General features: G+C 61.0%; 20 protein-coding genes. 1 reads left to right on the plus strand and 19 read right to left on the minus strand.

Annotated elements, in window-relative coordinates; translation table 11 throughout:
• Positions 1–209: 209 nt before the first annotated feature.
• The 4 genes from FFA61_RS04580 to aspS form a co-directional block, all read right to left on the minus strand.
• The gene (locus tag FFA61_RS04580; RefSeq protein ID WP_005963875.1) at positions 210–827 is read right to left on the minus strand and encodes an L-threonylcarbamoyladenylate synthase; all 618 of its coding nucleotides are present in this window, start codon (positions 825–827) and stop codon (positions 210–212) included.
• Positions 828–846: 19 nt separating this feature from the next.
• Entirely contained in the window at positions 847–2,340 is a 1,494-nt protein-coding gene (locus FFA61_RS04585; protein ID WP_005963878.1) for a hypothetical protein, read from the minus strand.
• Between the two features lie 55 nt (positions 2,341–2,395).
• Complete coding sequence (locus FFA61_RS04590) at positions 2,396–2,761, minus strand: PadR family transcriptional regulator (protein WP_005963881.1); 366 nt, start codon at positions 2,759–2,761, stop codon at positions 2,396–2,398.
• A gap of 145 nt (positions 2,762–2,906) precedes the next feature.
• The gene (gene aspS, locus FFA61_RS04595; RefSeq protein ID WP_005963884.1) at positions 2,907–4,706 is read right to left on the minus strand and encodes an aspartate--tRNA ligase; all 1,800 of its coding nucleotides are present in this window, start codon (positions 4,704–4,706) and stop codon (positions 2,907–2,909) included.
• A gap of 103 nt (positions 4,707–4,809) precedes the next feature.
• Here aspS and FFA61_RS04600 point away from each other — a divergent pair, with 103 nt between their 5' ends.
• Positions 4,810–6,180, plus strand: coding sequence for an MFS transporter (locus FFA61_RS04600; protein ID WP_005963887.1), 1,371 nt, complete (start codon positions 4,810–4,812; stop codon positions 6,178–6,180).
• A 453-nt stretch (positions 6,181–6,633) separates the two neighbouring features.
• On the opposite strand, the gene FFA61_RS04605 is transcribed toward FFA61_RS04600, so the two are convergent.
• The 15 genes from FFA61_RS04605 to FFA61_RS04675 form a co-directional block, all read right to left on the minus strand.
• A complete protein-coding gene (locus FFA61_RS04605; RefSeq protein WP_083879498.1) occupies positions 6,634–8,928 on the minus strand; it encodes a DEAD/DEAH box helicase in 2,295 nt (764 codons plus the stop codon).
• A 450-nt stretch (positions 8,929–9,378) separates the two neighbouring features.
• Positions 9,379–10,728, minus strand: coding sequence for a histidine--tRNA ligase (hisS, locus tag FFA61_RS04610; protein WP_040314283.1), 1,350 nt, complete (start codon positions 10,726–10,728; stop codon positions 9,379–9,381).
• A 72-nt stretch (positions 10,729–10,800) separates the two neighbouring features.
• Positions 10,801–11,517, minus strand: a complete 717-nt coding sequence (locus FFA61_RS04615) for an MBL fold metallo-hydrolase (RefSeq protein ID WP_005963895.1) — start codon at positions 11,515–11,517, stop codon at positions 10,801–10,803.
• Positions 11,517–12,857 carry a DUF349 domain-containing protein gene (locus tag FFA61_RS04620; protein ID WP_005963897.1) on the minus strand — a complete coding sequence of 447 codons (1,341 nt, stop codon included), beginning with the start codon at positions 12,855–12,857 and terminating at the stop codon, positions 11,517–11,519. Before FFA61_RS04620 ends, FFA61_RS04615 begins: the two co-directional genes overlap by 1 nt.
• Positions 12,858–13,025: 168 nt before the next feature.
• Positions 13,026–15,332, minus strand: a complete 2,307-nt coding sequence (locus FFA61_RS04625) for a RelA/SpoT family protein (protein WP_005963899.1) — start codon at positions 15,330–15,332, stop codon at positions 13,026–13,028.
• Between the two features lie 46 nt (positions 15,333–15,378).
• On the minus strand, positions 15,379–15,924 hold the full coding sequence (locus FFA61_RS04630) for an adenine phosphoribosyltransferase (protein WP_005963901.1): 546 nt from the start codon (positions 15,922–15,924) through the stop codon (positions 15,379–15,381).
• Complete coding sequence (secF, locus tag FFA61_RS04635; protein WP_005963904.1) at positions 15,921–17,006, minus strand: protein translocase subunit SecF; 1,086 nt, start codon at positions 17,004–17,006, stop codon at positions 15,921–15,923. The genes FFA61_RS04630 and secF overlap by 4 nt, the downstream gene beginning before the upstream one ends.
• Entirely contained in the window at positions 17,003–18,970 is a 1,968-nt protein-coding gene (gene secD, locus FFA61_RS04640; protein WP_005963907.1) for a protein translocase subunit SecD, read from the minus strand. Before secD ends, secF begins: the two co-directional genes overlap by 4 nt.
• 33 nt (positions 18,971–19,003) lie before the next feature.
• Positions 19,004–19,396 carry a preprotein translocase subunit YajC gene (yajC, locus tag FFA61_RS04645; protein WP_005963910.1) on the minus strand — a complete coding sequence of 131 codons (393 nt, stop codon included), beginning with the start codon at positions 19,394–19,396 and terminating at the stop codon, positions 19,004–19,006.
• Positions 19,397–19,485: 89 nt separating this feature from the next.
• Positions 19,486–20,535 carry a Holliday junction branch migration DNA helicase RuvB gene (ruvB, locus tag FFA61_RS04650; protein WP_005963913.1) on the minus strand — a complete coding sequence of 350 codons (1,050 nt, stop codon included), beginning with the start codon at positions 20,533–20,535 and terminating at the stop codon, positions 19,486–19,488.
• The gene (ruvA, locus tag FFA61_RS04655; protein ID WP_005963916.1) at positions 20,519–21,121 is read right to left on the minus strand and encodes a Holliday junction branch migration protein RuvA; all 603 of its coding nucleotides are present in this window, start codon (positions 21,119–21,121) and stop codon (positions 20,519–20,521) included. Before ruvA ends, ruvB begins: the two co-directional genes overlap by 17 nt.
• Before the next feature lie 45 nt (positions 21,122–21,166).
• The gene (gene ruvC / locus FFA61_RS04660) at positions 21,167–21,796 is read right to left on the minus strand and encodes a crossover junction endodeoxyribonuclease RuvC (protein WP_005963918.1); all 630 of its coding nucleotides are present in this window, start codon (positions 21,794–21,796) and stop codon (positions 21,167–21,169) included.
• On the minus strand, positions 21,793–22,392 hold the full coding sequence (gene pdxT, locus FFA61_RS04665; RefSeq protein WP_005963921.1) for a pyridoxal 5'-phosphate synthase glutaminase subunit PdxT: 600 nt from the start codon (positions 22,390–22,392) through the stop codon (positions 21,793–21,795). The genes ruvC and pdxT overlap by 4 nt, the downstream gene beginning before the upstream one ends.
• A complete protein-coding gene (gene pdxS, locus FFA61_RS04670; RefSeq protein WP_005963923.1) occupies positions 22,386–23,285 on the minus strand; it encodes a pyridoxal 5'-phosphate synthase lyase subunit PdxS in 900 nt (299 codons plus the stop codon). Before pdxS ends, pdxT begins: the two co-directional genes overlap by 7 nt.
• 2 nt (positions 23,286–23,287) lie before the next feature.
• Positions 23,288–24,049 (minus strand): YebC/PmpR family DNA-binding transcriptional regulator, encoded by a 762-nt coding sequence (locus FFA61_RS04675; RefSeq protein ID WP_005963926.1) that lies wholly within the window; start codon positions 24,047–24,049, stop codon positions 23,288–23,290.
• Between the last annotated feature and the right edge of the window lie 3 nt (positions 24,050–24,052).

The raw sequence follows: 24,052 nt of genomic DNA on the forward strand, positions 1-24,052 counted from the left end.
CTCTTTGAGGGCGAGCCCCGGGCGCACACACGCGGCCCTCACAGGGAGCGCGAGGGCATTGAGTGGACTACCTGGGAAAGTGAGGGCGGCGTGAAGCCCGACGAGGCATGGCCCTCTGTCCTTCATGATCCTCCTTGGACGTGCCGCGTTCGAAGCTGAAGATGTTTCTCCAAGGCTAACAGCGGGCACTTTCAGGAGGACAGATCGGACTATTCGAAGAGTGAGGTGTCTCCGGCTCCGCGCCTGGCGATCACCCCCGAGCCTTCGGTGAAGTCAATGACCGTCGTCGCCTCGTCTCCGCCGACCGGGCCGACGATCACCAGATCAACGAGCTTTCCGATCGCCTCATCGACCTCGTAGCCATTGATCAGGGGAAGCTCTTCACCCGGCAGGATCAGGGTCGAACACAAGAGGGGTTCGCCGAGAGCTTCAACGATCGCCTGAGTGATGACATGATCCGGGATGCGAACGCCGACCGTGTGCTTCTTCTTATTCAAGGTCATCCTGGGTACTTCCTTCGTTCCGGGCAGAATGAAGGTGTAGGCGCCAGGGGTCAGTGCCTTGATCGTGCGGAACTGCGAGTTGTCGACGAGGACGAGTTCACCGAGCTGGGCGAAGGAGTGGCACAGCAGGGAGAAGTTGTGTTTCTCATCGAGTTTGCGGACTTGGCGGATGAGGTCCATTCCCGTTTTGTTCCCCAGCGCGCAAGCGATCGCATAGCCGGAGTCTGTGGGCAGGGCGATCACTCCCCCGCTGCGGATGATCTCGACGGCTTTCGAGACGAAACGGGCTTGGGGATTCACCGGATGCATTTCCACGTACGACATGCATCTATTGTGCCGCTTTTCACAGTGCCCTTGGGAGTGAATGAGAGGCGCTGTGCGTGTCCACTGGGATGCATCTGCGCACGGTCCAGACTCTGATGATCACCAGGAGGCTAAGGAGCGGATTGAAAAAGAAGGGCGTCCCCATGATGATGAAGAAGGAGATGAAGAACCAGGCGAATGCGACGAGGACGGCACTCAAGAGACGAATCGGCAGAGCCTTGGGAAGGAAACGGTCGACCATCCAGATGACCGCCACAGTCGAAGCGGGAGCGAAGCACACGATGATCGCCCCGAAACCTTTCGGGTCACCCGTGACCAGTTCAAGCGCGTCGTAAAGGTGGCGCACCAATGGGCTCGAGTTCATTGGTGGGACCATCATTATCGTGACCATCACCCAGGAGGCCATGAGTAAGATGATCGGCCCCCAAATGTGCAGACGCGAGTCTTCGCGTTGAGCAGACTCGCCTACACCCCACGCAGCGAGCATGGGGAATACGCCGATCCAGGCGCAGGCGGAGATCACGAGTGAGGCCACTTCCCCGCTGTGCTCCTCTGCTCCTGCACCTCCAGCGATGAGATGGATCAGACCGGGAAAGAAGCCGAATGTGCTGTCCATGAAGGCAAGGACGAGCCCGAGGGCGGCGAGCAGGGTGACTGCTATACGAGTGCTGAGCGCGAGCTTCACAGGGCGCATTCGTATGCTCGGCCGATCCGTTTCATCCGCCGCAACTCTGCGCCGCTTTCGCAGCTCCATCATCACTGAGGCGAGGAAGAGTGGAACAGCGAAGACGATCCAGGCGAGGGGAATCTCCACGAGGGCGGCACCCATGACTGCAAAGGACACGCCGATGAGCACAGCGAAAACCCACCGCAGGAATATGGAGGACACGCGAGCTTCGAGGAGTTGATCCACGATCAGGGCGACAGCAATGGCGAGGGTGAGCATGCCCGCCCACCACAGACCATTGCCGACTTTCTCCATCGTGTGATCGGGCAAGCCTTCGCCTTTTCGGGCGGCAAGGATCCACATCATTCGCGTCATCATGTGGACGAACGAGGCAAGGGCCGCCACTGTGGTGGATGCCAATGCTCGCGGTGGAGTGAGAAGGGATCGTCCGGCGATGAAACAGACCGCTGCAGTCATGACGAGGATTGGAAGGAGCAGATTGCCGACAAGAAGCTCAACGACTCTCAGAAGCGGCTCGTACGGAAAGTCCTCCGGGTTCGATGGGAAAGCGCCCAAGTTGTCGAGCAGGGCTCGCGAGTACACGGCCTGGTAGAGCACAGCCAAGGGGATCGAGATTCCCGACAGGATGATTGCCATTTTCGAGTTCAGCCGCATCCCCCAAGCGTGAACGATTGCGGACGCCCACAGAGCAGCGTCGGGTCTGCTCAGACCTTTGGCACGAGCATCATCTGTGACGGTGGCGAGGAACACCTCACCATTGGCTTCGCGCCAAGGTTTGGGATAGAGGCGCAGGAGACGCTCAAAAGCTTCGTCTTCGAATGGCATGTCGATCCCCTCCTCATAATGGCTTTCTCGGTGTGTGAACTCACCAGGCGTGTACTCACGGGGTGACGCAGGGAACGCTCGGGCAAGCGCCTGCGCCCAGGCTCCTCATGCTGATGAGGCGCGCTTTCGCGATTGAGGCTCGCATTTCTAAAGCTTTGGCTTCATCATCGAGAGCATCGGCTCCCTCGTCGCTGAGGCGGTAGTAGCGACGCGCTCGTCCGTCAACGATCTCCTCGCCGTCTTTAAGGATGAGTCCCTCGGTTTCGAGGCGGTCGAGGGCCGCGTACAAAGTGGTCGCTTTCAAGGCGACTGAACCCCCGGAGAGTTTTGCGGCCTCTCGCATGATGTCGTAGCCGTGTCTGCGTCCTCGGGCGAGGACGGTGAGGATCCAGAAGGAGTTCTGCGTCATTGAAGCACCCATAGGACATTATATGCACAGAAATAGTCCCACCGTTGGACTATTGCGGAAAGAGAGAAAGAAGTGGGGCGGCACCTTCACCATGCCGCCCCACAGCCCCTCAGCTCAGTTGCGAATCACACGAAGACGAGCAAAGGGAAAACACGATTCACTCCGCAGCTTCAGCCTCCTCGCCACGCTTCTTCGGCGCCGCGTCAACACCGGCCTCCTTACGCTGCAGCGGGGTGATCGGAGCCGGAGCCTCAGTGAGCGGGTCAAAGCCTCCGCCCGACTTCGGGAAGGCAATGACATCACGGATCGACTCCGACTTCGTCAACAAAGCGACGATCCGGTCCCAGCCGAATGCGATACCGCCGTGCGGAGGAGCACCGAACTTAAAGGCATCAAGCAAGAAGCCGAACTGCGCCTGCGCCTCCTCAGCGTCAATCCCCATGACATTGAAGACGCGGTTTTGGATATCGCGGCGGTGAATACGGATCGACCCCCCGCCGATCTCATTGCCATTGCAGACAATGTCATAGGCATAGGCGAGGGCGTTACCCGGATCCTCATCGAAACTGTCGAGCCATTCGGGCTTCGGCGAAGTGAAAGCATGATGGACCGCAGTCCAGGCGCTGTGCCCGAGGGCAACATCGCCCTCGGCCTCGGCTTCACCAGTCGCTTTAAAGAGCGGAGCGTCAACGACCCAAGTGAAAGCCCAGGCATCAGGGTCGATGAGACCGCAGCGCTTGCCGATCTCCAGGCGGGCCGCACCGAGAAGCTCCCTCGAAGCAGTGGGCTTGCCGGCGCCGAAGAAGATGCAATCACCGGGTTTCGCACCGGTCGCGGCCGCCAGGCCCTCGCGTTCGGCCTCGGTGATGTTCTTCGCGACCGGACCGCCAAGAGTGCCGTCCTCGCCCACAGTGACATAGGCGAGACCCTTCGCCCCACGCGCCTTCGCCCATTCCTGCCACTTATCGAAGGTACGACGCCCCTGCGAGGCACCTCCCGGCATGACAACGGCACCCACATAAGGGGCCTTAAAGACGCGGAAACTCGTGTCCTTGAAGTACTCGCTCAGGTCCGTCAATTCGAGCCCGAAGCGAAGATCCGGCTTATCCGAACCATACTTCTCCATCGCATCCTTGTATGTCATGCGCGGCAGCGGAGTGGGCAGCTCATAGCCGATGAGCTTCCACACGTTCTTCAAAACATCCTCAGCAACCGCGATCACATCGTCCTGGTCGACGAAGCTCATCTCAATGTCAAGCTGCGTGAACTCAGGTTGACGGTCCGCGCGGAAGTCCTCATCGCGGTAGCAGCGCGCGATCTGGAAGTAGCGCTCCATCCCGGCGACCATGAGCATCTGCTTGAACAACTGCGGAGACTGGGGCAGCGCGTACCACGATCCGGGGGAAAGACGGGCCGGGACAATGAAATCGCGCGCCCCCTCGGGAGTCGAACGAGTCAAGGTCGGGGTTTCGATCTCAACGAAATCGTGCTCGTAGAGAGTGTCGCGGGCAGCTCTCGACACCTTCGAACGCAGTCGGAGGGCGTTTTGCTCCACCTCGCGACGAAGATCCAGATAGCGGTACTTCAAGCGAGTTTCTTCGCCGACATTGCCCGAGTCTTCAGCGTGCGAGGAAACCTGGAAAGGAAGCGGCGTGCAGGTGTTGAGGATCTCAATGTCATCTCCCATGACCTCGATCGCACCCGTCGACAGATTCGGGTTCTCATTGCCCTCAGGGCGGGCACACACCTCGCCAGTCACTTTCAGGACGAACTCGGAGCGCAGCTCGTGAGCGACAGATTCATCGCGCACAACGACCTGAGCAATACCAGAGGCGTCACGAAGATCAATGAATGCAACCCCGCCATGATCGCGTCGGCGGTCAACCCAGCCGGTGAGAGTGACGGTCTGTCCAATCAGATCGACCCCGAGGGTGCCGATGTTGTGAGTGCGGAGCACGTGTGTCTTCCTTTCATCATCGCCATCCGCGAGACAGGCGGCGGCCCCAGAAGTCTACGCCCGTCGATTGGCCGCAAGAGAGCCGACATGACACCATTCCTGAGTGACTGCTGTCCCATCCTCACGCACGCCATGGACTCCCCTGGAGATCTCCCTCCTTATCGGATCCGTCCTGCTCATCACCCTCGCAGCTTTCGAGGGGCTCGCAACGACGACAATCATGCCGAATGTCGTGCAAGATCTGGATGCGGAATCCTGGTTTTCTCTTGCCTCCGGGGCGACTCTGGCAGCGCAGATCGCGTCAACAGTCGTAGCCGGTGGCCTCGCCGATTCCAAAGGGCCGAGGGCGGTCCTCGTCGCCGGCCTCGTGTTCTTCACCACGGGACTGCTCGTGTCCGCATTCTCACCGACGATCGCCCTTTTCACCCTGGGGCGCCTCATCCAGGGAATCGGGGGCGGCCTCGTCATCGTGCCCCTCTATGTCTTCATTGGCGCGATCGCAGACCCCTCGCATCGGCCCTTCTTCTTCGCCGCGTTCTCCCTGGCGTGGGTCTTTCCCGGCCTCGTCGGCCCCGCAATTGCCGGATGGGTCGCGGCGTCGATCGGTTGGCGCCCTGTCTTCTGGGCGGTGCCGATCCTTGCCGCTTTCGCGGTCATTCCGCTCATCTCGGTGCTGCGTAAGCTCCGCACACACCACCTCACCCCCGCACCATTGAAGCGACTGCTGTTCCTCGCGCTGCTTGCGGGCACGGGCGTGCTTCTCCTTCAACTCTCCGGGGCTCTTGGCGGCACAGAGCTCATCCTCTTGTCATTGAGTGGGCTCTTTCTGAGTGCTTTATCCCTGCCCAAGCTCCTGCCCAAGGGAGCCCTCCGACTTCGCAGAGGCGTCCCCTCAGCAATCATGACGAGGCTTGCGGCAATGGGCGCCCAGGCGGGTGGGGCAGCGTTCTTGCCCTTAATCCTCCAAAGGGTCCATCACTGGGAAGCAGACTCCGCTGCCCTCGCGGTCACGATCGGTTCCATTTCCTGGGCGACTGGAGCGACCCTGCAGTCCCGTTTCCGTGATCCCGGGATCCGTATGCGCCTGCCCCTCATCGGCACAATCCTGCTCGCTGTCGGACTCACCCCGACTCTGCTCCTCGTCGCCCCGACGATGCCGGTGTGGCCCTCAATGCTCGGCTGGTTTCTTTGCGGCGCGGGAACCGGTCTGATGCATTCGACCCTGTCCGTCCTTGCCCTCGAACTCACTCCATCTCGTGAACACGGGAAGGTCTCGAGCTGGCTCCAGGTCGCGGACTCGGCTGGAAGCGCCGTCGAACTGGCCATCGCCTCCATTGCCCTGTCCGTGTGGGGGTTCTTCGGTGTGACGGGTGCCGTGTCTTATCTTCCTGCCCCGGTCATCGCATTGCTTATCTCAGTATTCGCAATTGTCTCCGCCACGAGGATTGCGCCTGGACAGACCGAGCAGCATTGATCCCGACCGGGCCCACTAGTTCGCTTTTTCACCTGCGGCTGTGCGATGTTTGCTCGGGCAGGCCGAAAGAAACGCGATCACGAGCAAAACCCGCTTCGGGCTCGAAACAGAAAGTCGCAACCAATAGTTCGCCCTGCGTTCCTCCCTGGGAGTCTCCACCCACGACGTGAGAACACGTCTCGGCCCCCCTCATCGAAAGCTCTGCGCAATGCGGAGATCTCCTCTGATTCCATATGGAAGTCAGCCGCGAGACACTCACCAGCCCATCCCAGTGTGCAGCAAATCACATTAAGGGGGAACAATAGCACACCCAGTTAAGGGGGACCAATAGCACCCAGAGGACTCCCCTAATCCACCTACTCAGCATGCTCGGCGGCACCGCTGAAAGCACGATGCCGCCGAAAACTCTGGAAGTGAAGAAATGAAATCTCCGAAATGCTGAGCTAGAGCCTCTCAGCGATCACGCTGGCCGAATTCCCGGCCGCCGTGCTTTTCACGGTCCTTTTTGCCGAAGCGACGCTGGGATGCACCCCGGTCGAAACGCTCTCGTCGTTCCTCGTCACGGAACCGGGAAGAAGCGCGCTCCCCACGAATCCCACGCCGATTATCAAAACGCTCCGCTCCCTGATCCGCATGCCTCTTGCGATCCTTCAACCCGCGAAGCCCATCATGGTCCCGGTCTCGATCTGCGCCTGTGAAACCCTCACGTTTCTCATAGCGACGGGGATACTCCCGCTTTGCGCGTTCGCGTTCCGAACGATCAAAGCGTCGAGCCTTATCGAAGGAGCGCGCCCTCTCGGCGCGGCCCTTCCCGGGCCCCTCATCCACGCGGATGCGCAGCGGACGGCCCTGGACGTAGCCCCTGCCGATCCGAGACAGCTGATCTTCACTGAGCTCACCGGAGATTTCAACGAGTGAGAAACTCGGGAAGATTTCAATATGCCCGATATCGCGGCCTTCCACGCCTCCTTCACCTGCGATCGCACCGACGATCGAACCAGGTTTAACGTGATCCTTCTTTCCGACCTCAACGCGGTAACGGACAGCAGAGCCCAAGGATTTTGGCGCGCGTCGTCGAGACGAATCCCGACCGGCTTTAAGAGGACGGTCCTTATCCCGTCCTTCGAAGCTTGCACCCAGGAATTCACCACTCTCGTCGAGTTCGCCCTCGTCCTTCGAACGCTTCGGGCGAGAATCCTTCACGACGCGCGGCTTAGGGCCGTCATCGCCCACCGCGTTCGCCATGAGCGCGGCTGCGAGGTCGAGGATCGAGTTGTCCCCCTCTTCGCTCGCCTTTTCCAACAACCCCTTGTACAACTCGAGGCGCCCCTTTTCGATGCGGGCGTTCAAGCCTTCAAGCAGACGGGTCGCACGGAACTCCGAAACCGCCGCCGGTGAGGGGATCTGCACTTCTTCCATGCGAGTGCCGGTCAGCTTCTCGATCCTGCGGAGTCGGCCGTGCTCGCGGGGCGTGAAGAAGGTAAGGGAGCGTCCCTCTCGTCCGGCGCGGCCCGTACGGCCAATGCGGTGAACATAGGCTTCCGGCTCGCGGGGAACATCGAAATTCACCACAAGAGAGATGCGTTCAACGTCAAGCCCACGAGCGGCAACATCCGTCGCGACGAGGACGTCAAGGGTGCCTGCGCGCAGACGCTCAACCATGCGTTCTCTTTCGGTCTGCGCGACATCACCGGAAATGCCCGCCGCCCTGAAGCCCCGGGCGGACATCTCCAAGGACACTTCCTCAACATCGACGCGGGTGCGGACGAAGACGATCGCAGCGTCGGCGTCTTCCTGTCCTTCAGCGATGTGTTGAGCGCGGGTCGCAAGAACACGGGTCAAGGCCCCGAGCTTGTGCTTGAAAGGCACGACCGCGTAAGTCTGGTGGATCGTATCGACCGTTGAAGACTCTTCAGAAACAGCGATCCTCACGGGGTTCTTCAGGTGAGTGTTCGCGATCCGTTCAATCGCAGGAGGCATTGTCGCGGAGAAGAGCGCCGTCAAACGATCCTCGGGGGCGGAGGCCGTGATTGTCTCCACGTCCTCGGCAAACCCCATGCGCAGCATCTCATCCGCCTCGTCGAGGACGAGCATACGGATCTGAGACAGATCAAGGGCGCCCTTCTCAATAAGGTCGATAATGCGACCGGGCGTGCCGACAACGACCTGGGCTCCGCGCTTAAGGGCGGAGATTTGCGGACCATAAGGCGAACCACCGTAGACGGGTACCACGTCCAGGCCCCGCGTCATCGAGGCGAAGTCGTCAATCGCCTGCGCGGACTGCATGGCGAGTTCTCTCGTCGGTGCGAGGACGAGGGCTTGTACCCCGCGCTCTTGGGCATCCACGATCGCGAGCATCGGCAAAGCGAAAGCCGCTGTTTTCCCTGTTCCGGTCTGGGCGATGCCCACCACGTCGTTGAGCTCGAGGAGCGCCGGGATCGCCTCAGCTTGGATCGGAGTGGGCGTCGTGAAGCCCATTCGGGTCACGGCATCAAGGATCTCCTCGGGCAGACCGAGATCGGCGAAAGCAACACCGGCCTCCTCATCTGCTGGAGTCTCTTCCTCTTCGGCGAGGGCGTCTTCCTCTTGAAGGTCATCCTCCCCGGCAAGCTCGTCCTCGACATGAACGTCGATTGGTTCGCAGTCGGCAACAGAAGCGTTCTGCACATTCGTGGCTTCGGTGTTCTGGGTCGATTCCTCTGCCCAGAAGATGGTGTCCTCGTGAAGATCTGAGGTGGAGTCGGTCATTTTCGCATCGTCAAAATCGGGCACAGTGGTCCTATCAGGATCGAAGGTCAATCGAGGCCGACACACTGCCGGGCCGGGCCCTTGTGGGCCTTCGGCGCTGCCCCTCTCCCACAACACTCACCGCACGGGTGCCCATCACAACATGGAGGCGCGCCTTATCGCCCCTCAAGACTAATCGCCACTGCCCTGAACGCAGAACTGCGCCCCGGTGAGATCACTCACCGGGGCACGCGCACCTTTTCGTCCTCGAGCCGCTCAACCTGCTCTTGAAAAGCGCGGATCTTCGGGAAGACGAGTCATCCTTCTTCACGGCTTTGCGCCCATTTCAGCAACAGCGGGCCGTTCCTTAGCGCTGCGGCCAATCTGCACAAGCCTGAGCCTACTGTGAAGTCTTCAGCCTGCTTCGACGCCTGCGCTCCGCTCTGAGGTCTTCAACCCACCTCACAAACTTCAGTCGAGCGCAAGGACCCGGGGCCTCAAATCCTCCTGCGATGGCATCCACGTCGAAGAATCCGCGTCAACCTGGAGGCCTGAACGAATATCCTTCACCGTGTCCCCCTGAGCATCTGTGCCGGGGAACCACACGAAGGGGATTCCCCTCTTATCCGCGAACTTGATCTGCTTGCCGAACTTTGCGGCCGTCGGAGCGATATCCGCAGCAATCCCCCTGCTTCTCAGCGCAGCGGCGATGTCCTCCGAACGAGCACGATCCGCCTCATCATTCACGGCAACGAGCACAACGCTCGGCACTTTCCGAGTCGCCTTCACCATCGGCGTGGAAATCATCCGCGACACGAGCCTTGACACACCAATCGACAGACCCACACCCGGGTACGTGCGTTTGCCGTCCTTCGCAAGAGAATCGTAACGACCACCCGAGCAGATCGAGCCGAGGTCCTCATGCCCCTCAACGACGGACTCATACACGGACCCCGTGTAATAGTCGAGGCCCCGCGCGATCTTCAAATCCGCCAGGATCGCTCCGGGCATACGCCTGGCCGCCGATTCGAGGAGAGCACACAACTCTGAGACACCCTCGTCCAGGAGTTTTCCGGAAACACCAAGAGCATCAATCTGGTTTCGGATCACCGCCGGATCAGCTGAACGGATCTGAGCCATCGCTAAAAGCGTCTCGGCCTGCTCGCCTGAAATTCCCGATTCCGCCAGTTCCCGGGCCACGCCCTCGGGACCGATCTTGTCGATCTTGTCGAGGCCGCGCAGCGCCGCCTCCACATCGTCAACCCCAAGGGACTCACACACCCCTTGGACGACCTTGCGATTGTTCACGAGAACCGTGACCTTAGGGATGGGAAGACCCGCGAGGGCTTGGGCCATGACGAGTGGAAGATCAACCTCGAAGTGGAAAGGCAACGAACCCTCCCCCACAACATCAATGTCCGCCTGGGTGAACTCGCGGAAACGCCCCTCCTGTGGGCGTTCTCCACGCCACACCTTCTGAATCTGGTAGCGCTTGAAGGGGAAATCCAGTTCATTCGCGTTCTCGACAACATAGCGCGCGAAAGGAACAGTGAGGTCGAAGTGGAGTCCCATGCGCCGTTCCTTCGAGGAACGACGCCCCGCTTCCGCTTCCTTCACCGCCTGAAGGCGGTCGAGGACGTAAACCTCCTTCGAGGTCTCCCCCTTCGCTTCGAGTTGTTCGAGAGTCTCCACCGCCCTCGTCTCGATCCCGGAAAAGCCGTGGAGTTCGAAAACCTCACGAATGTGGTCGAGAAGGAACTGTTCAATGATGCGGCCCTCGGGGAGCCATTCGGGGAAGCCGGAAAGAGACGTGCGTGCCATGGAAGCCATTGTTCCACGACACGCACGTCCACAAGAATCCGAACCCGAGAAGGGCCTTGTCACTCCCCTGGCTCAGCCGATCTGGCGTGCCCTTCGCAGATATGGGTTCGTTTCGATCTCACGGGCAAGAGAAGTGATCGGACCGTGCCCGGGAATGAGGAGCGTTTCCGGGTCGAGAGCATTCGACAGCGTCCTGAGTGAATGACGCATCTGATACTCATCCCCACCAGGAAGGTCAGTGCGTCCCACAGAACCCGCGAAAATCACATCACCGGCAAGAGCCCAGGGCGCGGGCACCTGCGAAGAAGCGATGACGCGCCCCTTGGCGAGCACCTCGAAATCGCAGTGGCCGATGAACACGGACGAACCCTCCGTGTGTCCGGGCGCGGGGACCATCTTCATCCACAAGCCCTCAACGAGTTCGACCGAGCCCGCAGGGAAATCACGAAGATCACTCGGCTCACGCCAAGTGCACAGCTCCAAGGGGGCCGGCATGCCCACATGAGCGAGAGGATCCTCCATACGGTATCGATCCGGTCCAGGAATCCACACGGGGGCAGGCACTTCACCCGCCCACGATGCAATCTCGGCACAATCCCACACATGATCGGGATGCCCATGCGTCGCCAGAACCCCGGCCACCGAAGCACCCTCAGCCTCAAGGACCGTGCGGATCTCTTTGCGGATGCCCGCAGAAGGATCCACGACGAGCGCACGATCCGAATCCTGCGCAACGATCACGACGCAGTTCGCCGCGAAGAATCGCGAGGTAATGACGTGGAGACGCATCACTGGATGGAGGAGTTGATCTGAGCGAGCCACGCGCGCTTCGTCTCAATGGCCTCCGACAAGGACTTCGCCCTCTTCTCGTCGCCACGTTCCTCAGCGGCCTTGAGCTCTGCTTCGAGAGAGGCGAGCTGGGATTCGAGTTGGCCGAGCATGCCCTGGGCGCGTGCACGAGTCTCCGGGTTCGAGCGACGCCATTCAGACTCTTCAGCGTCGCGGATCGCCGTTTCGACCGCGCGTAGGCGTCCCTCGATACGATGCAGGTCCGAGGAGGGAACGCGCCCCACCTCATCCCAACGATCCTGAATGGAGCGCAGCGCAGTCTTCGCAGCCTCAAGATTCTCAATCGGGAGGATCTTCTCAGCCTCGTCCGCGAGGGCCTCCTTCGCGAGGAGATTTTCCCGGTACTCCAAGTCCGTGGCCTCATCCTTCGCGCGGCGAGCATCGAAGAAGACCTGTTGAGCGGCGCGGAAGCGCGCCCACAAAGCGTCGTCTTCCTTGCGGGAGGCGCGCGGCGCGGCCTTCCAACGGTTCATCAGCTCCCGGTAGGCTCCTGAAGTCGCGCCCCAATCAGTTGAAGTCTGGAGGACCTCGGCCTCAGCGATGAGGGCCTCCTTGATGCGCTTCGCCTCAGACTGGGCTTGGTCGAGGGCGGAGAAGTACTGGCGACGATGACGATCGAACTGGGTGCGAGCAGCTGAGAAGCGCTTCCACAGCTCATCCTCGATCGATTTGTCGAGGCGCGGGCCCTTGCGCTGCAGGTTCTTCCATTCTTCGAGCAGATCACGCAGCTCTTGGCCCGAGCGCTTCCAATGAGTGTGCTCAGGATCCTGGGCGACGATCTCTTCGGCCCGCTCAACGACCTTCGTTCGTGCTCCGAGGGCCTCTTCGCGGGCGGCGGCGCGTTCAGCTCGGGCCTGTTCCTTGCGTTCAACGGCTCGAAGCACGACCGCTTCGACGCGGGCACGCAGAGCCGCAAGATCGCCGAGGGCCTGCGGAGCTTCAACAGCCTGTTTGATGGTCTCCAGTGTCGAGTCGATGTCCTTCGGAGACAGTGTCGCCAAACGGTCCTCGAAAAGCTTCACCGTCGCTTCAAGATCGGCGAAACGACGCTCATAAAGGGCGAAAGGCTCTGCGGGAACGCCCTCCGGATAGGCACCGATCACGCGTTCGTTCTCACCCTCACGGACGTAGACCGTTCCGGCCTCGTCAATCCGACCGAACTCGTGGGTCCGGGGTTCGCTGGGAGCCACTTGGGGAGCGTCGACTCCGAGAGTGGGGGCGGCGGGCTCAGTGGACTCGGGAAGCGAAGCGGTGGTCTGCTCGTTCGGCGTCGTGGTCACAATGTTCCTTCAGGGGTTTGGGGTGCTCAGCACCCGTGCATGGATGAGGCTCCACGCTGTGTAGCGCTCGGCGCGCCAATGTGGCGCACTTCTCCTAGTCTACGGCCCACGGGCCCGAGTATTGAACCCCGTTTTCTCCTTCGAGACTTCTTCAGGGCGTTCAGCGCGTCACACGCCGTTCTCGCCGGTCAAACGAACAGCCTCAAAAACACTATCGACTCGCCGAAGCGCAGCGAGCACAGCATTCAAATGCCCCATATCCGCCATTTCGAAAGAGAAGCGCGCAACTGACACCTGATCGGCGGAAGTATTCATCGAGGCCGAGACAAGATTGACCCGATAGTCGCTCATGACCTTCGTCAGATCGGAAAGCAAACCCGCACGGTCCAAAGCACGCACCTGGATCCGCACCCTGAAGACCTGGCCGCTCACGCCCTCGGCCCACTTCACATCAACGAAACGTTCAGGCTGAAGCTCCTTGAGACGCACGGCGTTATGGCACGAGGCGAGGTGAACAGAAACCCCCTGCCCACGCGTAATAAATCCGACAACCTCATCGCCTGGAACCGGGGTGCAGCATTTCGCGAGCTTCACCCAGATGTCTTTCGCATCCATTCCCGCGACACTAATCCCCGAATCGCTTCCGATCTGCGGGTTCGGACGCGTCAGCCCCGGGGTGATGCCCTCCGACAAGGTCTCTTCAGTGCCGTCTCCCCCGCCCAGGTTCTCCACGAGCTTCGAGACGACGTTCTGCGGCGATACCTGGTTCTCACCGACAGCCGCATACAGCGCAGAAACATCCGGGTAACCCAAAGAATTCGCCACCGACAGGATCGACTCATGGTTCATGAGTCGCTGCAGGGGAAGGTTCTGCTTGCGCATCGCCCTCGCAAGCGCTTCCTTCCCGTCCTCGGTCGCCTCCTCGCGCCGTTCCTTCGAGAACCACGACTTGATCTTCGAGCGCGCCCGAGGCGAAGCCACGAAAGCCAGCCAATCGCGTGAAGGGCCGGCCTTATCCGACTTAGAGGTCACGACCTCCACCGTCTCCCCGGACTCGAGACGCGTATCGAGGGAGACGAGGCGACCATTGACCTTCGCACCAACTGTGCGGTGGCCGACCTCGGTATGAACCGCATAGGCGAAGTCAACGGGGGTCGAACGTGCAGGAAGGACCACGACCTCGCCCTTCGGCGTGAAGATGTAGACCTCATCGCCGGCGATCTCATAACGCAAAGAGTCGAGGAACTCCTCAGGGTCGCCGGTCTCCCTTTCCATCTCGACGAGGGCGCGCAGCCAATTCGCCTGCTCATCGGAAGTCATCCGATCCCCGTCCGCACCTGTCGCATTCGGGTTCTGCTTGTACTTCCAGTGCGCGGCAACACCATGCTCGGCGCGCTCATGCATTTCGAAAGTCCGGATCTGAATCTCCACCGGTTTGCCGCCCGGGCCCACGACCGTCGTATGCAAGGACTGGTAGAGATTGAACTTCGGCATCGCGATGTAGTCCTTGAAACGGCCAGGAATTGGGTTCCAATGGCCGTGCAGAGCACCCAGGACCGCGTAGCAGTCCTTCACGGACTCCACAAGAACCCTCACCGCGACAAGGTCGAAGATCTCGTCGAAAGCCTTCCCCCTGACGATCATCTTCTGGTAGATCGAATAGTGGTTCTTCGGTCGTCCGCTCACCGTTCCCTTCGTTCCCGAGCGGCGCAAATCCTCTTCAATCTGAGAGATGACATCGCGCAGGTAGACGTCGCGCTGCGGGGCGCGCTCGGCGACCAGGCGGTCGATCTCAGCGTAAATCTCCGGATACAGAGTTTTGAAGGAGAGCTCTTCGAGTTCCCACTTCACCATGTTCATTCCGAGGCGATGTGCGAGTGGAGAATAGATCTCGAGGGTCTCTCGGGCTTTCGCCTGTGCAGATTTGGCGGGCACGAAACGCCAGGTCCTCGCATTGTGGAGGCGGTCGGCGAGTTTGATGAGGAGAACTCGAATGTCGCGGCTCATTGCGACGAGCATCTTGCGCAGGGTCTCCGACTGAGCGGCGGAGCCGTATCGGATCTTGTCGAGCTTCGTCACCCCGTCAACGAGTTGCGCGATGGCATCGCCATACTCCGCGCGAAGCTGGTCGAGTGTGTAATCCGTATCCTCCACCGTGTCGTGCAGGAGGGCGGCAACCAGGGTGGGGGTCGTCATCCCCATTTCCGCGAGGATCGTTGCGACCGCAACGGGATGGGTGATGTAAGGTTCACCCGATTTGCGCACTTGAGTGCGATGTTGTTTCTCCGCCGTGCGATACGCGCGTTCGATGACAGAAACATCAGCCTTCGGGTGGTTCGCCCTCAAGGCCCTGACCAGAGGATCGATCTCAGGAATTGTCTGGCGCGAGCGCGCCCCGAACCACACGAGGCCGGATCTCACAAGAGATCCGGCCACGGGCGGCTTTGAAGCTGGGGCCGAGTTCTGGTCTGTCATGACCACATCATACTCAGTTGTGATCTGCCATATGCCCCGGACGAGTTCAGACGAGGAGCGCCGATTCCACCGAAACTCCCTTGTCCGCAAGGACTTTCCGACCCGAGAAAGCCTCGAGTTCAAGGAGGACCGCAACTGTAGCGACCTCAGCTCCGCATTGACGCAGCAGATCCACTGAGGCTCCGGCCGTGCCTCCAGTCGCGAGAACATCATCAACGATGAGGACCCTAGCCCCCGGAGTCACCGATTCGGGGCGGATCTCCATGCGTGCGCTCCCGTACTCCAAAGCGTAGTCAACACCGATCACGTGGCCCGGGAGCTTGCCCGCTTTGCGGATCGTCAACATGCCGATCCCCAATTCGGTGGCCAGCGGAGCACCGAGGATGAAACCACGAGACTCCAGTCCGGCAACGGCGTCAATCTTGCCCGCGTAGCGCTCCCCCAGGACCTGCATGAGTTCCCTAAAGGCGGTGCCGTTCGCAATCAAGGGGGTGATGTCGCGAAACAGGACTCCCGGCTCGGGAAAGTCCGGGATCAGTCCGAGGTTCGCTGAGACCAGTTCGCCGACGTGGTCGCCGAGTTCACCGCTCATCGTTGAGTCTTCTTCCTCTTGGGTTGGTGTGCATTCGAGAGACGACGTCCCGCAACGACGGGCGCGACCTTCACAGGGGCGGGAGTCCCCTGAGAGGAATCAGCTGCGCGGGCCTGACGGTCCTTCGCCACGATCCCATCATGCTCACGCGTCTTCTTCATCCGCTCCTGCAGCATAACGAGCAAGGGTGAGGCGATGAAGATCGAAGAGTACGTCCCCGCGATCATGCCGACAAAAAGCGCCAGGGAAATGTCCGTGAGGGTGCCTGTGCCTAAGAGCAGCGAACCGATGATGAGGATCGCGCCGACGGGCAAGAGGGCAACCACCGAGGTGTTGATCGAACGCACCATCGTCTGATTCACCGCAAGGTTCACGAACTCCGCGAAGGTGAAGCGCTTCTGGTCATACACGTCACGCGTAAGCTCACGGACCTTATCGAAGACCACGACAGTGTCGTAGAGCGAGTATCCGAGGATTGTGAGGAAACCAATCACCGTCGCCGGGGAGACCTCCACCTGGGTAATGACGAAAACGGCGAAGGTCACCGCGATGTCGTGCACGAGCGCGAGGAGCGCTGCGGCGGCCATCGTCCACGAGCGGAAGTACACGGTCATGAGCACGGCGATCAGCGCCATGAAAATGACAAGTGATTGAAGGGCCTTTGTCGTCACCGACTTACCCCAGGAGGGGCCGATTGTCGAGGACTGCACATCGGAGGCGTCCACACCGTAGGCGGAAACAAGGGCGTCTCGGACTTGAGCTGTCTGATCCGAATCGAGAGATTCGGTTTGGATGCGGACCCCGTTTGTGCCGACCCGCGTGACCTTCGCGTTCGGCACGAGGCCGGTTCCCGTCACGATGTCAGAAGCCTTCGCCTCAGACTGGTCGGAGACATTCGTGACATCGAATTGTGCGCCGCCGGTGAACTCGATCGAACGATTGAATCCGATCGCGGCTGCGAGCATGAGCCCCACGACGATGACTGCGGCCGCCAGGGAGACGAAAACCTTGCGCTTCGGAACGACGGCGTAGGACTTGTCACCGGAGTAGAGGGCGTTGCCCCACTGGGCGAAGGACATCATCGCTTATCCCCTTGCGTGTCGGTGGCGGAAACTCCGCCTTTAGCTTTCAAGGCCTCCTGACGAGCCAGTCGCTCTTGGCGGCGACGGGCCGCAATGGACGTGCCCGCCTCGCTGCCCTTGGATGAAGCAGAGGAAGAGTCTGAGGAGTCGAGGGAGCCTCGCGACACCACCCGGCCCCGCCCCGCGTACACGAGGCCGCTCTTCGCGCCCAGGTGCTCAGGGTCAAGACCTGAAAGAGGATGTCCTTCACCGAAGAAACGGGTTGCGATGAGAAGCTCCATCATCGGATGGGTGAACATGAAAATCACGAAAAGGTCGATGACGGTCGTCACGCCAAGAGTGAAGGCGAAACCTTGAACGCCACCGACGGCGAGCAGGTAGAGAACAACAGCGGCGACAATGTTCACCATGTCGGAAACGACGATCGTGCGTTTGGCGCGATCCCAGCCCTCGTCGACCGCTGCTTGGAGGGGGCGTCCGTCACGGACCTCGTCCCTGACTCGTTCGAAGTAGACGATGAAGGAGTCCGCCGTCACGCCGACCGCCATGATGAGGCCCGCGACGCCCGCGAGGGAAAGCCGGTATCCGATCCCGCCCGAGAGCAAGGTGATGACGAGGTAGGTTGCGACCGCGGCAACGACAAGCGAACCTCCCGAGATGATCGCCAGACCACGGTACTGCCAGATCAGGTAGACGATGACGAGGAGGAGGCCGATCAACCCGGCAAGGAGGCCCTTCTCGAGATGATCAGAACCGAGGGTCGCGGAAATGCGCTGCTCGGACTGGACCTCGAAGTTCAAGGGCAGCGACCCGAAGCTCAGCTGGTTGGCGAGGGCGGACGCCGACTTCGCGGTGAAGCTTCCTGAGATCTGTGCTCGACCATCAGAAATGATGGCATTCATGGAAGGAGCTGTGATGACGGTGCCGTCGAGCACGACCGCGAAGTGATTGCGGTCGGGGGTGTTCATCAGGGATTTGCCCTCGGGATCCTGATCGTGGAAGGAATACAGGATCTTCGACGACTCGGCGAAAGCTTGAGTGCCCTCGGAGTCGAATTGGAGGTCCACGCCCCACTGTCCGGTCGTCTGACCAGTGGAGTTCGTGATCTGCCCTGCCGAGGCGGTGTCGAGATTCGCACCTGCGACCGTCACCGGGCCAAGAATGTACTTGATTGAGCCGTTCTCATCGCAGGCCGCGAAAGGCTTATCGGCCGGGCCCTCCTGGTTGGAGGCCTGAGCCGTACAGTCCAAGGTGTAGAAGTCGAAGAGCGCCTGTTCGGTCACCCACGCCAGCGAGGAGGCGTTCTCCGGTTCAGATTCGGGAGTGTCGGACAGGACGCCGTCTTGATTGCGGTCGGCAAGAGTCATCGCGCTCGCCTCGTCGAGGGCGGTGGAGATCATCTCATCAGATTGAGCCGAATCTGCGGACTCGCCGGATTGGGCGGACTGAGCCGAATCCTGTGCAGAGGGATCGGACTGGCTAGCCTCGTCACCTGATTGTGCCTCCGGCTGAGCGCCATTGCCCGAAGCATTCGCCTCAGCTTGCTTGAGGGCAGCCGCACTCGTCTGGGCGACTCCCATCTGGAGGACCGGTCGGAAGTTCATCTGCGAAGAGGAGCGGATCAGGTCCAAGGTCTCCTGTGAGGGAGTTCCCGGGATCGAAACAACGATGTTCTCCGAACCCATCGAGGTGATCTCTGATTCCGATACGCCAGAAGCGTCGATCCTATTGCGGATGATCGAGATCGCCTGATTGAGGTCCTCTTCGGTGATCGCCCGCTCATCAGCCTGAGTGGAGGTCGGCCTCAGAATAAGCTGGGTGCCACCTTGAAGGTCGAGCGCGAGTGAGGGGACCAGTGGTGTCCCCTTGGTTGTGTTGCCGATAACGAGCGCCGCCACTGCCGCGAGCATCGCGACGATCAGTGTGACGAGCGAGCGCACGGGTCGGCGCTTACGAGTTGACACGGTTGTTCTCCAGGTATCCCGTTTCGCGGGAGTTCACTTGTTCTCAGAGGCGCCAGTCGACGTCTCGGGGTCGTTCATGCCGAGGATCGGAGTGTCCGACTCAGCCTCATCAAGCTCTTCGTCCTCATCGGTCGCGAAAGGCGGTTCAACTCCGACCTCGCGGATCATCTGTCGGTCCCAGTACATTTCGGTGCCGTCAGAGGTTTCAAGGACGATCACATCGCCGTCCTCGTCAACGAAACGCCCCCAGAATCCGACGGCGGTGTGGACCCAGGCTCCCGGAACGAGCTTCTCGGCGAGCGTCTTCCTCCGTTCTTCCTGCTGGGCAGCCATCTTCTGGCGTGAACGGCTCGAGAACCAGAACATGGCGATGAGCCCGATGCCGATGAGGATCAGCGTGGAGTATTGCTGAAGGAACGATGCCACAGGGTGCCTCTTTCGTCGTCAGGGTGCGCGTAGTGCGCCCGCGCCAGTGTAATGCCCTAAGCGGTCTCGCGCGAAGACAGCGTACGTAATTAGCCGAAAAGTGTCGATTCTTGCGGGGGCGTCAAGCCCAGATGAGCCCAAGCTTTCCCCGTTGCCGCGCGCCCCCGGTTGGTGCGTACCAGGAAGCCCTCGCGCACGAGATAGGGTTCGGCAACGGTCTCGACCGTTTCTGCTTCCTCTCCGACAGTCACCGCGAGAGTTGTCAATCCGACCGGCCCACCGGCGAAGCGCCGACAGATCGCCTCAAGAACAGCACGGTCCAAGCGATCCAAGCCTGATCGGTCCACTTCGAAAAGCTCAAGCGCCCCCTGGGCGGCTTCAAGGTCCAGAACGCCACTTCCCCGAACCTGCGCATAGTCGACAACCCTTCGCAAGAGACGGTTCGCGATTCGGGGCGTACCGCGCGAACGCGAAGCGATCTCATGGGCGGCCTTCGCATCCAGGGGCGCTCCGAGTAGCTCCGCGGAGCGGGTGACGACCGACTCCAACTCACTCGTCGTGTAAAACTCCAGGTGGGCGGTGAAGCCGAAGCGGTCACGCAGCGGTGCGGGAAGCAAGCCCGAACGAGTTGTCGCGCCTACGACGGTGAAAGGAGGCAGGGTCAGAGGGATCGAGGTCGCACCCGGCCCCTTGCCGACGACGACATCGACGCGAAAGTCCTCCATCGCGAGGTAGAGCATCTCTTCGGCAGTGCGTGCCAGGCGGTGGATCTCGTCAATGAACAGGACATCGCCTTCTTGCAGACCCGAGAGGATCGCTGCGAGATCACCAGCGTGCTGGATCGCAGGTCCCGAGGTGAGGCGCAAAGAGGTTCCCATTTCGGCGGCGATGATCATTGCCAAGGTCGTTTTTCCCAGGCCCGGTGGTCCTGCGAGGAGCACATGATCCGGTGCCACTGCCCTGCCCCTGGCGGCGTCGAGGACGAGTTGGAGTTGGTTGCGCACGACCTGTTGGCCAACGAATTCGCTCAGGCGTTTGGGCCTCAGTGCGGCTTCTGCGGCGCGCTCGAGTTCACCCGCGTCCGGGGCGACAATCCGGGTGGCCTCGGAGGTCTCGTCGAATTCAGCCACGATCACCACCGAGCTTCACGAGGGCGGCGCGCAAAAGATCCGAGGCTCCCAGGCCCTGGCCGCCCAGAGCGTCGATGGCTCCCTGGGCTTGTGCCTCCGACCAGCCGAGGGAGACGAGGGCGCTCTTCACCTCCGACTCGACTGCGCCGAAGTGGGGGGCGCTCGTCGCTGGGCTCGGCGAGTCCAGGTGCGCGGGCATTCCGAGTTTGTCGCCGATTTCGAGGGCCATCCTTTGAGCGGACTTCTTTCCCACCCCGGGGATCTTTTGAAGAGTGGAAAGATCCTGATCGCGCACGGCTCGGCGCAGTTCATCGGGAGACAGGACCGCGAGGGCCGCAAGGGCGATTCTCGGTCCAATACCGGAGACCGTGAGCAGGGTCGTGAATACCTCTCGTTCATCTGCGGAAGCAAAACCCATGAGGGTCATTGAGTCTTCTCTGACGATGAGGCTCGTGTGGACCGTCGTTTCCTCTCCCCTGCTGAGTGTTTGTGCGAAGGCCGGTACGACGTGGATTGAAAAGCCAATCCCTCCGACTCCGAGGATGAGTGAATCGAGGCCAGTGTGAAGGACTCGACCGGTGAGTTGAGCGATCACGGGTGATTCCCTTCTTCAACTCCTGATACGAACATATGTACGATCCTAGCTTCGGCGCAGCCTCGGGTCGACGGCACCCGTACGGCGTTGCGCGGCCTGTGCCTCTGCCCAGGCTTTTTGCGCCGGAGTCATCCTCCCCTTCGAGGTCAGACGCCCGGACAGCGACACCGTCACCGATGAGTCATCCCCAGCGCCAAGCAGACCGGTCCCCCGCCACGCGTGACAGATCGCGATCGCGAGAGCATCAGCAGCGTCAGCTGGTTTGGGCGGCGTATCGAGACCGAGGATCCTTTGGACCATCGCCTGCACCTGTGTTTTCCCTGCTTTCCCATTGCCCGACACCGCTGATTTCACCTCCGAGGGCGTATGCACCGCCATCGGCAGGCCTGCACGACCAACGCAGGTCATTGCCGCACCCATCACCTGCATCGTTGTCGTCACGGACTGGAGGTTCTCCTGAGCGAAAACTCTTTCAATCGCAACGACCTCAGGCTTGTATATGCGGATGACCTCGTCGATCGCATCCGCGATCGTGCGCAGCCTGAAATGGGTGGCAAGATCCTTGTCCGAGCGGGCAACGTCGACGTGCACGAGCCTGGCCCGACGCGAAGCATCAACGTCAACGACACCAAGTCCACAACGCGTCAGTCCCGGGTCGATGCCCATGACCCTCACCTGGTTGACTCCTCCACGATCGAGGTGAAAAGAGCGTGCATACGGTCATCTCCCCCAAGTTCGGGGTGGAAAGAACATGCCATGAAAGGTCCCTTGCGCACCGCGATAATCGGACCATCCTCGCTGTTGTCGGCCCTGGCGAGCACCTCGACGCCCTCGCCTAGGGATTCCACCCAGGGCGCGCGGATGAAGACAGCGTGAAAAGGGCCCCCTTCGACTCCCCTGATCTGAAGGTCCTCCTCGTAGGAGTCGAACTGTCGGCCAAAAGCGTTGCGCCTCACCACCATGTCGAGCGCCCCGAAACTGCGCTGATCCTCACGACCGTCGAGGATGCTTGAGGCCAGCATGATCATGCCCGCGCAGGTACCCCACACGGGAAGGCCGGAACGGATCCGCTGCGCGAGGGGGTCAAACAGGCCGAAGGAGGTCAAGAGCTTCGACATGGTCGTCGACTCCCCACCGGGGATGATCAGACCTTCGATCTGCTCGAGTTCATCTGCTCTGCGGACGCGAAGCGCGCGGGCGCCGGATCTCTCCAGCGCCCGCATATGCTCATCGACATCGCCTTGCAGGGCGAGAACACCGATGGTCACCATCCGCGTTCCGCCAGACGGTGGCTCACCGGTACATCGTCAACGTTGATGCCGACCATCGCCTCACCCAGGCCCCGTGAAACCTCTGCAATGACCTTCGGATCGTCGTAGAAGGTCGTCGCCTTGACGATCGCGGCGGCGCGCTTCGCCGGGTCCCCGGACTTGAAGATGCCAGAACCCACGAAAACGCCCTCCGCGCCGAGCTGCATCATCATCGCCGCATCCGCTGGGGTGGCGATGCCTCCTGCGGTGAACAAGACGACGGGCAGGCGTCCCTCGCGGGCCACCTCGGCGACGAGCTCATAAGGAGCCTGAAGTTCCTTCGCGGCCACGTAGAGCTCATCTTCGGGCAGGCTCGTCAAGTGACGGATCTCGTCGCGGATCTGACGCATATGGGTCGTCGCGTTCGAGACATCACCGGTCCCGGCCTCGCCCTTGGAGCGGATCATTGCTGCGCCCTCGTTGATGCGACGCAGAGCTTCGCCAAGATTCGTCGCGCCGCACACGAAAGGAACCGTGAAGTTCCACTTGTCGATGTGATGCGTGTAGTCGGCGGGGGTGAGGACCTCGGACTCGTCGATGTAGTCAACTCCGAGGGACTCGAGGACCTGTGCTTCGACGAAGTGGCCGATGCGGGCCTTCGCCATGACGGGGATCGAAACGGCGTCAATGATGCCCTCAATGAGATCCGGGTCGGACATACGGGCCACGCCGCCCTGAGCGCGAATATCGGCGGGCACGCGTTCGAGTGCCATGACGGCGACTGCGCCGGCGTCTTCCGCGATCTTCGCCTGCTCGGGGGTGACGACATCCATGATGACGCCGCCCTTGAGCATCTGCGCCATTCCCCGTTTCACCTGGGGAGTTCCAATTTCGCGAGTGCTGGTGGCGACCATCGTCACTCCTCCTCTTCGAGTTGGGCCCGGACCTCATCCGAGACCGTCATATTGTGGTAGATGTTCTGCACGTCATCGGAGTCTTCGAGGGCGTCAACGAGGCGCTGAACCTTCACAGCACCCTCAAGGTCGAGCTCGACCTCCGTTGCGGCAACGAATTGGACTTCGGCGGAGTCGTAATCAATGCCCGCCGCCTGAAGGGCCTTGCGGACCTCGACGACATCGGAAGGATCAGATTCGATGACGAAGCCGCCTCCCAGGTCCTCAACTTCTTCAGCTCCAGCCTCGAGGACCGCCTCCATAATGGAATCTTCATCAACGCCCTCAGCCGCTGCGACCTCGACGATGCCGCGGCGAGAGAAGAGGAAGGCCACCGAACCGGGGTCAGCCATGGAACCGCCCGAGCGAGTGAAGGCGAGGCGAACATCGGAGGCCGCGCGATTGCGGTTATCGGTGAGGCACTCGACGTAGAAGGCGACGCCGCCCGGGCCGTAGCCCTCGTACATGATCGTCTCGTAGTTCGCGCCACCGGCTTCAGCTCCCGAGCCGCGTTTGACGGCGCGCGTGATGTTGTCGGCGGGCACCGAGTTCTTCTTCGCCTTCTGGATGGCGTCGAACAGGGTCGGGTTGCCTGCGGGGTCGCCGCCTCCGGTGCGGGCCGCGACCTCAATGTTCTTGATGAGGCGTGCGAAGAGTTTGCCGCGCTTGGCGTCGATCGCTGCTTTCTTATGCTTGGTGGTCGCCCACTTAGAGTGTCCCGACATCAG

The organism is Schaalia cardiffensis F0333 (genome assembly GCF_005886435.1).
Taxonomy (GTDB): domain Bacteria; phylum Actinomycetota; class Actinomycetes; order Actinomycetales; family Actinomycetaceae; genus Pauljensenia; species Pauljensenia cardiffensis.